The following is a 13203-nucleotide window of genomic DNA, read 5'->3' as shown; positions in this document are numbered from 1 at the left end:
CTCAACTCGGTGTACGCCGAGGGCGGACCGAAGTGCCTGGTGCAGGTTCTCACCGCGATGAGCGGCCTCAACATCAACCACTTCATCGCGATGGACTTCGACGGCTTCGAGAAGGTGGTGCGCGCCATCGGCGGCGTCGAGGTGTGCTCGACGGTCCCCCTCTACGACTACGAACTCGGCTGGATCCTACGCAAGAAGGGCACCAAGAAACTCAACGGCCGCTACGCGCTGAACTATGTGCGCGCCCGCAAGATCGAATCCGAGGGCAACGGCGACTACGGCCGCATCAAACGCCAACAGCTGTTCATGTCGTCGCTGCTGCGGTCGACGCTGTCGGGCAATGTGCTGTCCAATCCGAGCAAGCTCAACGGCATCGTCAACACCTTTGTCAATCACAGCTTCGTCGACGGTGTCGACACGAAGTCGCTGATCAAACTCGCCGAGTCGATGCAGGGTATGGATGCCGGCCGGGTCAGCTTCCTGACCATCCCCACCTCGGGCACCTCCACCGACGGATCCAACAACGAGATCCCGCGCACCGAGGACGTCGACAACATCTTCGACGCCATCATCGACGACGACCCGCTGCCCGGCGAGGCCAAGAAGCTGTCCGAGAAGGAAAAGAAGGAAAAGGAAAAGGCCGCCAAGGAGAAGGCCAAGACGAAGGACGACAAGAAGTCCGGAGACTCATCGACCGGTTCGTCGGCGAGCCCGTCGACCACCACGGCCAAGCCGCAGAAGATGTCGGCGACGGCTCTGGATCCCACCCAGGTGACGGTCCGTGTCCTCAACGGCACCGGACGGGCGGGTACGGCCGCTGCCGCCGCCGACCTGCTCGCCCCCCTCGGCTTCGACATCCCCGGCATCGCGGACGCCTCCGAACAGCGCGACGACACCGTGGTCCGGTACGGGGCGGGCCAGGAGGACGCCGCGGCGACGGTGGCCGCGATGATCCCCGGCGCGACCGTCCAGCCCGATCGCAACGTCAAGTCCGGCGTCGAAGTGATCCTCGGTCACAACTACGACGAAACGATCGGTGATCTGCCCGCGGCGGGGTCGTCGCTGATCGCGGACCGGTTGCCCGCGGTCAGCGGCAGCAACCTTCCGAACGACCTGACCGTCACCAACGCGGGCGACACCACCTGCTCGTGACCGGCCGGCCTGTGCTCTCAGGACAGGGCCCGTTCATACGACGTTCATCGCTGCCTCGCCGGCGCGATCACCCGGCCAAGTAACCTGGACGCCATGCGTAACGCCTATCAAGAGCAGCTCCAGCGCCTGAACACGATTCTGGGCGACATGTGCGAGCTCGCGGGCTCGGCGATGTCTCGCGCCACCCAGGCACTTCTCCAGGCCGATCTGGCTCTTGCCGAAAGCGTCATCGCCGACCATGACCGGATGAACGAGCTGGCCACGCAGGCCGAGGAGCAGGCGTTCGCGGTGCTCGCGCTGCAAGCGCCCGTCGCGGGTGATCTGCGGGGTGTGGTGAGCGCTTTCCAGATCGTCGGCGATGTCGACCGGATGGGCGCCCTCGCCCTGCACGTGGCCAAGATCGCTCGCAGACGTCACCCGGCGACCGCGCTCCCCGAAGAGGTCAGAGGCTACTTCGCCGAGATGGGCCGGCTGGCCATCGCCCTGGCTCACAATGCCCGCGAAGTCCTCAATTCCCTCGACCACGAGGCCGCCGCCCTCCTGGAGGAGGACGACGACGCCATGGATGACCTGCACCGGCACCTGTTCACCGTGCTCATGGACCGCGACTGGGATCACGGCGTGGCCGCCGCCGTCGACGTCACCCTGCTGGGCCGCTACTACGAACGCTTCGCCGACCACGCCGTGATGGTCGGCCGACGGGTGTTCTTCCAGGCCACCGGCAAGCTCCCCGAACAACTCGACGAACTCTCGTAGCCCTGGTTCATGCGGCCACCATCTTGAACCACAGCGCGATCGGTTCCGAGCGGGTCGCCTTCACCGCTCGTAACCCTGGTTCATGCGGCCACCATCTTGAACCCTGAGGCCGAAGCGACGCAGGAGCGAGGGTCACGAAGGGTCCGGTGACCTTTCGACACCTGACGCCACCCCCTCGAACGAAATCCTCAGCCGAAACGACCCGAGATGTAGTCCTCGGTCTCGCGTTTGGCCGGTTGGGTGAACATGGTCTCGGTGTCGTTGATCTCGACGAGCTGACCGGGCTGCCCCACGCCTTCGAGGTTGAAGAACGCGGTCTGATCGCTCACGCGCGCGGCCTGCTGCATGTTGTGGGTCACGATGACGATCGTGTAGTCCTTCTTCAGCTCACCCATCAGGTCCTCGATCGCCAGTGTCGAGATGGGGTCCAGTGCCGAACACGGCTCATCCATCAGCAGCACCGCGGGTGAGACCGCGATGGCCCGCGCGATGCACAGCCGCTGCTGCTGACCACCGGACAGTCCGCCGCCGGGTTTGTCGAGGCGGTCCTTGACCTCGTTCCACAGGTTGGCCCCGCGCAGGCTGCGTTCGGCGACCTCGTCGAGTTCGGCCTTGTTGCGCATGCCCTGCAGTCGCAGCCCGGCGACGACGTTGTCGCGGATCGACATCGTCGGGAACGGGTTGGGCCGCTGGAACACCATACCGATGGTGGCGCGCACGCTCACCGGGTCGACGTCGCGAGCGTAGATGTCCTCCCCGTCGAGCAGCACGCTGCCGACCGCGTAGGCGCCGGGCGTGACCTCGTGCATGCGGTTGAGGGTGCGTAGGACCGTCGATTTGCCGCAGCCCGACGGTCCGATGAAGGCCGTGATGCTGCGTGGTGGAACCTCCAGGCTCACGTCCTTGACGGCGTGAAAGTTGCCGTAGTAGATGTTCAGGTCTTTGATGTCGAGGCGCTTGGCCATGATCGGTCCGTTCTGGGGAGAGGCCCGGCGATGCCGGTTGATGTCACGACTGTTTGGGGGAGAAGACCTTCGAGACGACCTTGGCGCCGAAGTAGATGATCGCGACGAGGATGACCAGCGTCAGCGCGGCACCCCACACGTTGTCGAAGGATCCGGGGCCTTTGCCGTACTCCTGCACCATCATCAGCGGCAGCGACTGCTGGCTGCCGTCGAAGGGATTCCAGTTGGTGGCGCGGGTGGACCCGACGAGGATGAGGACGGGTGCCGATTCACCCATGACGCGGGCGATGGCCAGCATGACGCCGGTGACGATGCCCGAGAGCGCGGTGGGCAGCACGATCCGGGCGATCGTCTTCCACTTGGGGATGCCGAGGGCGTACGACGCCTCGCGCAGGTCCTGCGGCACGATCTTGAGCATCTCCTCGGTGGAACGCACCACCAGCGGCACCATCAGCAGCACCAGCGCGATGGCCACGACGAATCCGGATCGTTCGAATCCGAGGGTGGTGCGCCAGGCCGCATACACGAACAGTGCCGCCACGATCGAGGGGACGCCGGACAGAATGTCGACCATGAAGGTCGTGGCCCGCGCCATCGCCGAGCGTCGGTCGCTGTATTCGACCAGGTAGATCGCGACGAGGATGCCCAGCGGCACCGAAATGACCGCGGCCAGGGCCGTCTGGATCAGCGTGCCGATGATGGCGTTGCCCGCGCCGCCCCGGATCTGCGGCTGCGTCCACCATTGCGGGTCGGCGATGGGTCCGGCACCTTTGCCGACGAGCGTGATCGCCAGCCACACCAGCGGCACGAGTGCCGCCAGCACCGCACCGGCGACGAGCACCCGCACAGCTCTGTCGGTGATCAGGCGGCGACGGCTCAGCGGGGTGAAACCGGACGGCCTGGACTTGACGGGGACGTTCTCCCCGACCGTGACGGACATGTCAGTTGCCCTTTCCACTGATCACCGCGCGGGCCGCGGCATTGACGATGAAGGTGAGCACGAACAGTGTCAGACCCGCGGAGATGAACGCGCCGGTCTTGGCCGGTGAGTCGAACTCGGCGGCGTTGAGTGCGATCTTGCTGGCGAAGGTCTCGCCGCTTTCCATGAGGTTGAGGTTGATCGGTCCGGCCGAGGAGATAATCAGCATCAGCGCCATCGTCTCGCCGAGCGCGCGGCCGAGGCCGAGCATGCCACCGCTGATGTAGCCGGATCTGCCGAACGGCAGCACCGCCACCCGCACGACCTCCCACTTGGTGGCACCGAGGGCCAGCGCCGCCTCCCGGTGGCCGACGGGGGTCTGGGCGAACACCTCGCGGGTCACGGCGGTGATGATCGGCAGGATCATCACCGCCAGCACGATGCCCGCGGTCAGCAGGGTGGCACCGGTGTCCATGTTGGTGGCCTGTTCGGGCTCCCGGAACAGCAGCAGCGCGCTCAGGTTGCCGACGAGCCACTCGTTGAGAGGCGCCAGCACCGGCCCCAGCACCAGGATCCCCCAGAGTCCGTACACGATCGAGGGCACCGCGGCGAGCAGGTCGACGGTGTAGGTGATCGGTCCGACGAGCCGTTTGGGCGCGTATTCGGTGAGGTAGATCGCGATGCCGAGGGCGACGGGCATCGCGATCAGCAACGCGATCACCGACACGAGAATCGTCGTGTACAGCAGCCGGGGGATGCCGAATCTCAGTTCGCCGCCGGAGGTGACCCATTGGCCCTGGTAGGTGAAGAAGTTCGCCTTGTTGTCGAGCAGCGACGGCACCGCCTGCGCGACGAGGAACGCCGCGATCAGGAAGATGACGGCCGTCACGAGCATTCCCGAGCCCACGGCGAGGTTCTTGAACACGACGTCGCCGAGTCGTCTGCTCGTGCCGGTGCCCAGGGTGTGTCCCGGGCCACCGCCATCCGGCCGGGGTGCGGTGTCCGCGCCGTGCGGGCCCTCGTCTTCGGTACGGGGGTCTTGTGTGCGGGACGTCATGGTTCTCTCTATTGCCGAGGTCCGGTCATCTGCCCTGGTCATGTCATCTTCCTCATGTCATTTCCCCCGGACTTGTCGAGTCGCCCGTGCGCGCGGGTGCTCGACACGTGCGATTACGCGCCGGCGTCCAGTGCGTCGATGGTGGTCTTGAGGGTGGTTTTGAACCCGTCGGGCAGCGGAACGTAGCCGAGGGCGCCGAGGCCTTCCTGACCTTCGTCGAGGATCTTGGTGAACGCTTCCTTGAGGGTGCTGCTGATCTGCGAATCGTCGTAGCCGGCCGAGCACACGATCGAGTACGGGGTGAGCACCAGCGGGTAGGCGCCGGCGGCCTTCGAGGCGAACAGCGCGTCGGTGTCGACGACGAGGTCCTTGCTTCCGGGAGTCTTGAACTTCACGCCGTCGAGGGCCTTACCGGCGCTGTCGGCGTTGAGTTCGACCGGGCCCGCACCGAAGTCGACGGCAGCGATACCCAGGTCGTTCTCGGTGGCGAAGCCCCATTCGACGTAGGTGATCGCGCCGGGGGACTTCTTCACGGTGTCGCCGACGCCGGTCGATTTGGCCGCACCCGAGCCGCCCTTGCCCTGGAATTCCTTGCTGTGCTCGTACGGCCACGCGTCGGGGGCGGCCCGCTGCAGAAACCGCTGGAAGTTGTCGGTGGTGCCGGAGCTGTCGCTGCGGTGCACCGGTTTGATGGCGGTGGCCGGCAGGGTGATGCCCGGGTTGAGCCGGGCGATGGCCGGATCGTTCCACGTGGTGATCTTCGAGTCGAAGATCCCGGCGAGAACCTGCGGGTTCAGGGTCAGTTTGTCGACGCCGTCGAGGTTGTAGGCGATGGCGACCGGTCCGGCAACGAGCGGGATATGCCAGGCGTCGTTGCCGCCGCAGCGCGCTTTCGCGTCGGTGATCTCGCTGTCTTTGAGGGCCGAGTCCGAGCCGGCGAAGTCGACGTCGCCGCTGATGAACTTCTTGATACCGTCGCCGGAACCGCTGCCGGTGTAGTCGAGAACGATGTCGGTGTTCTCGGCGAGCTTGTCGCTGAAATGCTCCATGGCCTTTTGCTGCGCGGTCGATCCCTCACCGCTGATCGCCTTGTCGCCGTCGCTGCTGCACGAGGTCGCCAGCACGGTCGCGGCAGCGGCGGTCAGTGCGAGAGCTGCGCCTTTACGGGAAATCTTCACCTCTGGTGTTGCCTTTCGTCCTGCACATACCCCGGACGAGATGCCGGAGCAGATGTCTCCCGTTTCCCGGAAAGCCCGGGCCGGTGTCCGTTTTGACGCTAGGCGCGGCCGGTGGACGAATGCCCGACGCAAGGTGAACTGAGCGTGAATGGCCGAGGTGATGTCGGTGACGTTCCGAGGTGTGCTGTGAGGCACTTCGTTTACCTCACGACGAGAAAAATAGGCTAGCCTATCCTCCGTGCGAGACGTCGACGATTTCCATCCGGGCGACCCGGCATTCCTCTGGTACGTCAACCCCACCGACGGCGAAGCGCCCTGGGAGGCGCAGCAGCGAGTCACACCCTCCTTCGACGTCATCCGGCATCAGGCACGCACCCTCGACAGGCTCGGCTTCTACGGCGCACTGACCACCGCCCGCGAACCGATCTCGCTGATCGGCGACACCACCGATCTGCGTTTCCTCATCCCCTGCTATCCGGGCGTCAAACCGCCGGTGCTGATGGCCGAGGAAGCGCAGGTGTTCGACCAGTACTCGGGCGGGCGCCTGATCATCAACCAGGTCAACGGCGCCGATCCGGTGCTGCGCCGCTACGGCCAGTTCGCCCCGAAAGCCGAACGCTACCGGTTGTCGTCCGAGTACTGGTCGCAGGTCAAGAAGCTGTACCTCGACGACGCCGATGCGTTCGACGGGGAGTTCTTCTCCTACGACAAGCAGTACAAACCGGCGATTCCAGGCCCGCGTCAGCCCGGAGGTCTCCGGGTCTGGGGCACCGGCGCCTCACCGGAGGGCATCGAGCACGCCGTAGACGTCCTCGACGTCTACCTCTCGTTCATGTCCGAACCCGACACTCTCGCGACCCTGTTCAACCAGGTCCGGGCCGCCGCGGCCGAACGCGGGCGCACGATGAAGTTCGGTGTGCTCGCCAGCGTCATCGTCCGCGAGACCGAAGAAGAGGCCTGGGACCGGTTCGAGTGGCAACTCGCGCAGACCAGGCCCGAAACCGTGTTGGCCACCGCCGACCGCAACCTCAGGAGCTTCGGCTACCCGGGCTTGGACGAGCTCACCAGCGACGATCCGCAGGTCCTCGCCCGGATCGAGGCATTGCGAGCCGGTAAGCTCCCCGACCGTTCGGCGCTGGAGTTCGCCCCCAACATGGCTGCGGGCCTGACCACCTGGACCGCCGCCGAACCCCCTTTCGACATCGCGGGCAAGGGCACCGGCACCTACTTCGTGGGCAGCGCCGAAAACGTCGCCAAGGCGATGCGGTCGGTCGGCGAACAGGCCGGCATCGACGCCTGGATCCTGTCCGGCTGGCCGCTGGCCCGCGAGGCCGAGATCACCGCCGAACTCCTCTTCCCTCTGTTGCGGGGCTGACCCGCGACGGGGGCACTCCGACATACCGCGCCGAGGGCCGGATGATCTTGCGGCTCCGGGACTGTTCCAGAATGTTCGCGCACCATCCGACGACCCTGCTCACCGCGAAAGTCGGGGTGAACATCGATCGCGGTATCCCGCAGCTCTCCATCACCACCCCGGCGTAGAACTCGACGTTGGCGTAGCGCGGATGCTCCGGATGAGCTTGTGCGAGAACATCGGTGACTGCTCGCTCGGCCTCCAGTGCCCGCTCCACCAATGGGCCGCCCAGACCGACGGCGATGCCGCGCAACAACTCCGAGCGAGGATCGATGGTGCGGTACACCGCGTGCCCGAATCCCATGATGCGCCTACGTTGCGCGAGCTGCTGCCGCGCCCAGCCGGCGGCGTCGCCGTGTGCCGCGATCTCGTCCAGCGAATCGAGCGCGCGATCGGGGGCACCACCATGCAGCGGTCCCGAAAAGGCGCCGATGGCACCACAGATCGCGGCGTACACGTCGGCGCCGGTGGAGGCGACGACCCGAGCGGTGAACGTCGAGGCGTTGAAACCGTGATCGACGGTGGCGATCAGATACTGTTCGACGGCCCGTGCGTACTGCGGTGCGGGTTCGTGGCCGGTGAGCATGTACAGCCAGTTGGCCGCGACCGGAAGGTCCTCTCGCGGGGGCACCGGGTCGTCGCCGTTGCGCAAGCGATGCATGGCCGCCAGCAGTGTCGGTGTCATCGCCGCGGCGCGCAATGCGTCGGCGAGCCCTTCCTCGTCGGTGGCGTCCCAGAGCGGGCGGGCACCGGTCGCGGCGCCGACCGCGGACAGCGCCGTGCGCAACGCCGACAGTTCGGTTCGCGGTACGCCCAGCAGCGCCGCCGAGGCGACGATGCCGCCGATCTCGGGCGGGATCGGGCGCAACTGCGCGACCGTGCGGGTAAACGCGGCCAACTCGCGATCGTCGGGCAGATGCCCGTGGGCGAACAGGTGCCACACCTGCTCGAAGCTGCTGCGCCGGGCCAGCTCGATCGCGGGATACTGCCGGTAGTGATAGAAGCCCTCCTCCCCGCGCACGTCGCCGATCTCGGTGTCGGCGACGACGACCCCGCTGAGTCCGGGCGGTGCGATCAACACAGCACTCATGGTCTTGCTCCTCTGCTTCCGGTTGGCCTCTCGCCCACCATGACAACCTTGAGCGGTGTCGGTCAATATTGATTTAATCAATATATGAAGAGGACGCATTCCCGGCGCTGGCCTGCCCCGATCCACCACGACGGCTGCGACTACCTGACCACCGAACAGGTCGCCAAGGTGCTGGGCGTCAAACCGTCGACCGTGTACTCCTATGTCAGCCGGGGCCGGCTCACCAGCAGCCGCATCGACGGTCACGACGGCAGCGTGTTCGGCGTCAACGAGGTGGAAGCGCTGCTGTCGGGGACCCGCAACCGGCCTCCGTCCGGCGTCGTCGAGCGTATCCGGACGCAGCTGACCCACCTTGACGACGACACTCTGTACTACCGCGGCCGCGATGCCCGGGACCTCGCCCGCACGGCCACATTCGAGGAGATCGCGGAGCTTCTCTGGCAGTCCCCGTGGCCGGACCGACCCGCCGACGAGAAGATCGCGGCTTCGGCAAGAGCCTTCTGCGGCGACCGCGCACGCGATATCGATCGCATCCGGATCGTCGTGGATCTCCTTGGGGCACAAGATGTCCTGCGCCATCGTATCGACCCGGCGTCGGTGTCGGCGGCGGCCGCACTGATCATCGGGACGGCGGTCGCGGCGGTCGGAACACCCGGCCCACACCCCGGAACAACTGTGGCCGAGCGACTTTGGCCCCGATTGACCGCCGAATCAGCCTCCGTCCAACGGATTTCATTGCTCAATGCCGCGTTGGTTCTGCTGGCCGACCACGACCTGTCGGCGGGAACGGTTGCCGCCCGGGTGGCGGCCAGCGCCCGGGGCAGCATCTACGCGGCCCTGGGTGCCGGGCTGGGCGCGTTCGACGGACCGATGCACGGCGGCGCCACCACACTGGCCTACCGATTCCTCCAATCCGCCCTCGACGACCCGGAACGGGCCGTCGCCGAACGCATCGCCGCCGATACCCCGATACCGGGGACCGGCCACATCGTCTATTCCCACCGCGATCCGCGCGCCGGATGCATCCTCGAATTCCTCACCGCTGCAGCCACTCCCGACGTACGCCCGGCCATCGCACTCGAGGTCGTCGCCAGGTCGATCCACACCCGGGACGAACATCGCGGATTCATCACCTCCGATCTCGCCCTCGCCGCGGTGGCCCTGAGCTTCGGGATGAACGACGATGCCGCGGAGACCGTCTTCGCTCTCGCCCGGATGGTCGGCTGGACCGCGCACGCACTCGAGGAGTATCAGGAACGGCGGCTGCGATTCCGACCCGAAGGCGTCTACACCGGAATTCGGCCTCAGCGCTGAGGAGCGGGTACTCCATACGCGACATCGACCGCGTACCGGGTGAATCCGAGCTTCTCGTACGTATTCAATGCGGCGGTGTTGTCACCCTCGACGTACAACATTACTTCCGAGACACCCACGCGGACAAAGTAATACAGACCTGCCAGGGTCAGCAGCCGGCCGAGACCGCGGCCCTGCGCGGCCGGGTCGACGCCGACGATGTACACCTCACCGAGCTCCGGAGACTGCATCTTGGTCCAGTGAAAACCCCAGAGCTGCAACGATTTCCGATCACAGGCCAGGAACAGCCCGGCGGGGTCGAACCAGTCCGAGCCGGTCCGTTCGTGGATCTGCAAAAGGCTCCAGCCGCCCTGTTCCGGATGCCAGTCGAAGGCCGCGTTGTTGACCCGCAGGATCTCGGCGTCGTCGCCGGGTCCGGCGTATGTGCGCAGTTCAATGGACGCATCGAGATCCTGCTCAGGCAGGTCGGAGCCGTCTCCGGCCGGCCGGCGCAGTTGCAGCAGTTCACGATTGCGCGACAGTCCGAGACTCGCCGCGAGCGCCGCCGCACCGGGCAGGTCGCCGTGCGCCCAGATATTCGCTTCGACTCCGAGAAGGCGTGCCTGCGCGAAGGCCTCGCGCACCAGCTCGCGCCCATGCCCGTGGCGGCGATGCCCGGGATCGACAACGGCCTCGATCATCGCCGCCCCGTCACCCGGAGAGACCAGCACAACAGCGTACCCATGAGACGAGAGCACATGCCGCACAACACCTTCGGTGCTATCACCGGTGCCGTCGATCGCCAATCGACCCTGTTCGGACAACGGCTCGACACCGTCGGCCACAGTCGCCGACACGACCAGGTCGTGAGCCCACCGGGCCTGCTCGCCGGTGAGCGATTCGACGACCCGGACATCACTCATCGACGGTCAGTTCCTCATCGGCGTCGTCGAAGTCGTCGGCGTGCTCGTCGCCCTGGTCCGGTGCGGAGTTCCGGCCACGGTTGGGCCGAACCGCCTTGTAGCCGACGTTGCGCACGGTGCCGATCAGCGATTCATGCTCGCTGCCGAGTTTGGCGCGAAGACGCCGAACGTGGACGTCGACGGTGCGGGTGCCGCCGAAGAAGTCGTAGCCCCACACCTCTTGCAGCAGTTGCGCGCGGGTGAACACCCGGCCCGCGTTCTGCGCCAGATACTTGAGGAGTTCGAACTCCTTGTAGGTCAGGTCGAGCGGTTTGCCGCGCAGTCGTGCGGTGTAGGTGCCCTCGTCGATGACCAGTTCGCCGAGGGTGACCTTGCCGGCCGCCTCGTCGGTACTCAGGCCGCGGGTGCGCACCATCAGCAACCGCAGCCGGGCGTCGATCTCGGCGGGGCCGGTGGCGGGCAGGAGGAACTCATCGATCCCCCAGTCCGCGTTGACCGCCACCAGACCGCCCTCGGTGAGGACCGCGGCGACGGGCGTCGCCGACCCGGTGCTGCCGAGTAGGCGGCACAGTCCGCGGGCGGCGGCAAGATCGGTGCGGGCGTCGACGATCGCGACGTCCGCGTTGCCGACCTCCATCAGCGACGACACCTCGGTGGGTGCCACCCGGACGTTGTGCGCGAGCAACGACAGGGAGGGCAGCACCGAATCCGGGTTGGGGTCGGCGGTGAGGAGCAGGAGATCCACGAATGCAGCTCCGATCGGCTACGTCGGGCAGACCGGTATGAATCGGACCCGGTCCGCTTTGTGTCCATCGCCTTACCACCTTGTACGCGACAGATGACAGAATAACGCCAATGTCGGACCCGGCTGTTAACAAGGCGCATACCGAGGGTGGCTCAGGCGCACCCACCAGCACCGGAGCGCGACATTTCCGGCTCCGCCGCCTGCTGATCGTGACCATTGTCATGGTGCTCGGGGTCGCTGCCGTGGCGTATCTCGCCGATCTCGCGGTGGCCGTTCGCGCCGAACGATCGCTGGCCCGGGCGATGCTCGCCACCCCGCGTGTCGACTACGAACCTCAGGTCACCCTGAAGGGTTTCCCGTTCACGACCCACGCCCGCGACGGCCGGTTCTCCGGCTCGATCATCAGTGCGCGCGGTGTCCCGATCGACGGCTGCGCCACCCGCGGCGGCTGTCACGCGGAGATGAGCGTGGTCACGGGGGATCTGCGTGCGGGCCGCAGCGGTTTCCGGTTCGATTCGGCCGACACCCTGGCCGCCGACGACGTGGCCGCCTCGGTCCGGCTCGACTCGCCCAACCTCGGCCGCCTGCTCGGCATCACCGATCTGTACGTCACCACCCCGGCCGAACCGGGTAAGGCGGGGGGGGGCGGACCCGGCGACGGCGTCCTCAAGCGTTCGCACGGGGTGGTGTTGACCGGGACGGTCGCACTGCCGCCCACGCCCCCCGGCGGTCTGCCCACACCCACGAGTTCCCCGTCGGCGTCGGAGTTCACCGGCACGTCGAAGCGGTTGAGCGTGCTGGTCAACCTGGTACTGACCGACGGCCGGCTCGGCGTGTTCGCGTACGGGTTGTACGCGGGCCCCGAAGAGCACGCCGACCCCGGCGACCTCGACACCGACCCGGCGAAGGCGGACCTGCTGCGGGCGGTCCTGAAACGGTTCACCATGACGTTGCCCCGTATCCCGATGCCGTGGGGTATGTCACCCTCATCGGTCACCAGCGCCGGCAGCGACATCCTCATCGAGGGGCGTTCTGCTCATCGTGATCTCAGCCTGAACGGCTTCTGACCAGTACATTCACCCGGTAACCGGACATCTTGGACAGCACCGGACGACCGCGTGTGTGAGCGCTACGTCACGCTGCTGTAGTCTCGTCCCCATGCAACAGCGCCGTGAGTTCCTTCTCACCCGTCGCCGCGCGATCGACTTCTGTCGTTGCGCCACTTGTTGCTGTCGCTGATCAGCGACCGCGCCGCGCTCGATGACCGACGGGTGAGCACACCTCGCCCCGAAGCGTCCTGATCCCGGTGCACTCGACGGACAACCGTGTCCACACCCGCAGAGCGTCCGGCCTTCCCATGTCGTCGTGCTGCAATCTCCCGGCCAGACAACACCCCGAAATCAAGCAAAACCCCGCATGTCTTCCGAAAGGACATAACCATGGCACGCTCCGACGTCCTGGTCAGCGCCGAATGGGCTGAGCAGAACCTCACCGCCGACAAGACCGTCTTCGTCGAGGTCGACGAGGACACCTCGGCCTACGACGGCGGCCACATCCCCGGCGCCATCAAGCTCGACTGGAAGAAGGACCTGCAGGATCAGGTCCGCCGCGACTTCGTCAACCGCGAGCAGTTCTCGGCCCTGCTGTCCGAGCGCGGCATCGCCAATGACGACACCGTCGTCCTCTACGGCGGCAACAACAACTGGTTCGC

Annotated in this window: 13 protein-coding genes; 6 read left to right on the top strand and 7 right to left on the bottom strand. The window is 66.5% G+C overall.

The window, feature by feature from the left end:
• Together Q0627_RS16825 and phoU are read left to right on the top strand one after the other, a co-directional pair.
• Positions 1 to 1152, top strand: a 1152-nt coding sequence (locus Q0627_RS16825) for an LCP family protein (RefSeq protein ID WP_298811567.1), incomplete at its 5' end; no start/stop codon positions are given.
• A gap of 93 nt (positions 1153 to 1245) precedes the next feature.
• Entirely contained in the window at positions 1246 to 1908 is a 663-nt protein-coding gene (phoU, locus tag Q0627_RS16820) for a phosphate signaling complex protein PhoU (protein WP_291016255.1), read from the top strand.
• Positions 1909 to 2096: 188 nt separating this feature from the next.
• Here phoU and pstB read toward each other — a convergent pair whose 3' ends face one another.
• From pstB to pstS, 4 genes are all read right to left on the bottom strand, one after another.
• Positions 2097 to 2873 carry a phosphate ABC transporter ATP-binding protein PstB gene (gene pstB / locus Q0627_RS16815; RefSeq protein WP_291016254.1) on the bottom strand — a complete coding sequence of 259 codons (777 nt, stop codon included), beginning with the start codon at positions 2871 to 2873 and terminating at the stop codon, positions 2097 to 2099.
• A gap of 43 nt (positions 2874 to 2916) precedes the next feature.
• Positions 2917 to 3813: a phosphate ABC transporter permease PstA gene (pstA, locus tag Q0627_RS16810; RefSeq protein WP_291016253.1), complete on the bottom strand. Its 897-nt coding sequence runs from the start codon at positions 3811 to 3813 to the stop codon at positions 2917 to 2919.
• Between the two features lies 1 nt (position 3814).
• On the bottom strand, positions 3815 to 4891 hold the full coding sequence (gene pstC / locus Q0627_RS16805) for a phosphate ABC transporter permease subunit PstC (RefSeq protein WP_291016252.1): 1077 nt from the start codon (positions 4889 to 4891) through the stop codon (positions 3815 to 3817).
• Positions 4892 to 4962: 71 nt separating this feature from the next.
• Positions 4963 to 6027 carry a phosphate ABC transporter substrate-binding protein PstS gene (gene pstS / locus Q0627_RS16800; RefSeq protein ID WP_291016251.1) on the bottom strand — a complete coding sequence of 355 codons (1065 nt, stop codon included), beginning with the start codon at positions 6025 to 6027 and terminating at the stop codon, positions 4963 to 4965.
• Between the two features lie 238 nt (positions 6028 to 6265).
• Here pstS and Q0627_RS16795 point away from each other — a divergent pair, with 238 nt between their 5' ends.
• Positions 6266 to 7402, top strand: coding sequence for an LLM class flavin-dependent oxidoreductase (locus Q0627_RS16795; RefSeq protein ID WP_291016249.1), 1137 nt, complete (start codon positions 6266 to 6268; stop codon positions 7400 to 7402).
• Here Q0627_RS16795 and Q0627_RS16790 read toward each other — a convergent pair.
• Entirely contained in the window at positions 7365 to 8531 is a 1167-nt protein-coding gene (locus tag Q0627_RS16790) for a citrate/2-methylcitrate synthase (RefSeq protein ID WP_291016247.1), read from the bottom strand. The genes Q0627_RS16795 and Q0627_RS16790 overlap by 38 nt on opposite strands.
• Positions 8532 to 8615: 84 nt before the next feature.
• On the opposite strand from Q0627_RS16790, the gene Q0627_RS16785 reads away from it, so the two are divergent.
• On the top strand, positions 8616 to 9845 hold the full coding sequence (locus Q0627_RS16785) for a citrate synthase (RefSeq protein WP_291016246.1): 1230 nt from the start codon (positions 8616 to 8618) through the stop codon (positions 9843 to 9845).
• Here the strand turns inward: Q0627_RS16785 and mshD are convergent.
• Both mshD and Q0627_RS16775 read right to left on the bottom strand, forming a co-directional pair.
• Positions 9836 to 10747 (bottom strand): mycothiol synthase, encoded by a 912-nt coding sequence (gene mshD, locus Q0627_RS16780; protein WP_291016245.1) that lies wholly within the window; start codon positions 10745 to 10747, stop codon positions 9836 to 9838. The genes Q0627_RS16785 and mshD overlap by 10 nt on opposite strands.
• Positions 10740 to 11492: a response regulator transcription factor gene (locus Q0627_RS16775; RefSeq protein ID WP_291016244.1), complete on the bottom strand. Its 753-nt coding sequence runs from the start codon at positions 11490 to 11492 to the stop codon at positions 10740 to 10742. Before Q0627_RS16775 ends, mshD begins: the two co-directional genes overlap by 8 nt.
• Before the next feature lie 110 nt (positions 11493 to 11602).
• Here Q0627_RS16775 and Q0627_RS16770 point away from each other — a divergent pair, with 110 nt between their 5' ends.
• Both Q0627_RS16770 and Q0627_RS16765 read left to right on the top strand, forming a co-directional pair.
• Positions 11603 to 12559, top strand: coding sequence for a DUF2993 domain-containing protein (locus tag Q0627_RS16770; protein ID WP_298811555.1), 957 nt, complete (start codon positions 11603 to 11605; stop codon positions 12557 to 12559).
• 372 nt (positions 12560 to 12931) lie between these two features.
• A partial coding sequence (locus tag Q0627_RS16765) for a rhodanese-like domain-containing protein (RefSeq protein ID WP_298811553.1) occupies positions 12932 to 13203 on the top strand: 272 nt, incomplete at its 3' end.

The sequence above is a fragment of the uncultured Gordonia sp. genome (assembly GCF_937858515.1).
Lineage (GTDB): Bacteria > Actinomycetota > Actinomycetes > Mycobacteriales > Mycobacteriaceae > Gordonia.
Note: the sequence above shows the minus strand (reverse complement) of the source record. Positions and strands in the feature narration are given on the sequence as shown.

What these genes read in the sequence shown, in the direction of transcription:
- phoU (WP_291016255.1), top strand. Translation starts at nt 1,246, where the DNA reads ATGCGTAACGCCTATCAAGAGCAGCTCCAGCGCCTGAACACGATTCTG.
- pstB (WP_291016254.1), bottom strand. Translation starts at nt 2,873, where the DNA reads ATGGCCAAGCGCCTCGACATCAAAGACCTGAACATCTACTACGGCAAC.
- pstA (WP_291016253.1), bottom strand. Translation starts at nt 3,813, where the DNA reads ATGTCCGTCACGGTCGGGGAGAACGTCCCCGTCAAGTCCAGGCCGTCC.
- pstC (WP_291016252.1), bottom strand. Translation starts at nt 4,891, where the DNA reads ATGACCAGGGCAGATGACCGGACCTCGGCAATAGAGAGAACCATGACG.
- Q0627_RS16790 (WP_291016247.1), bottom strand. Translation starts at nt 8,531, where the DNA reads ATGAGTGCTGTGTTGATCGCACCGCCCGGACTCAGCGGGGTCGTCGTC.
- Q0627_RS16785 (WP_291016246.1), top strand. Translation starts at nt 8,616, where the DNA reads ATGAAGAGGACGCATTCCCGGCGCTGGCCTGCCCCGATCCACCACGAC.
- mshD (WP_291016245.1), bottom strand. Translation starts at nt 10,747, where the DNA reads ATGAGTGATGTCCGGGTCGTCGAATCGCTCACCGGCGAGCAGGCCCGG.
- Q0627_RS16770 (WP_298811555.1), top strand. Translation starts at nt 11,603, where the DNA reads ATGTCGGACCCGGCTGTTAACAAGGCGCATACCGAGGGTGGCTCAGGC.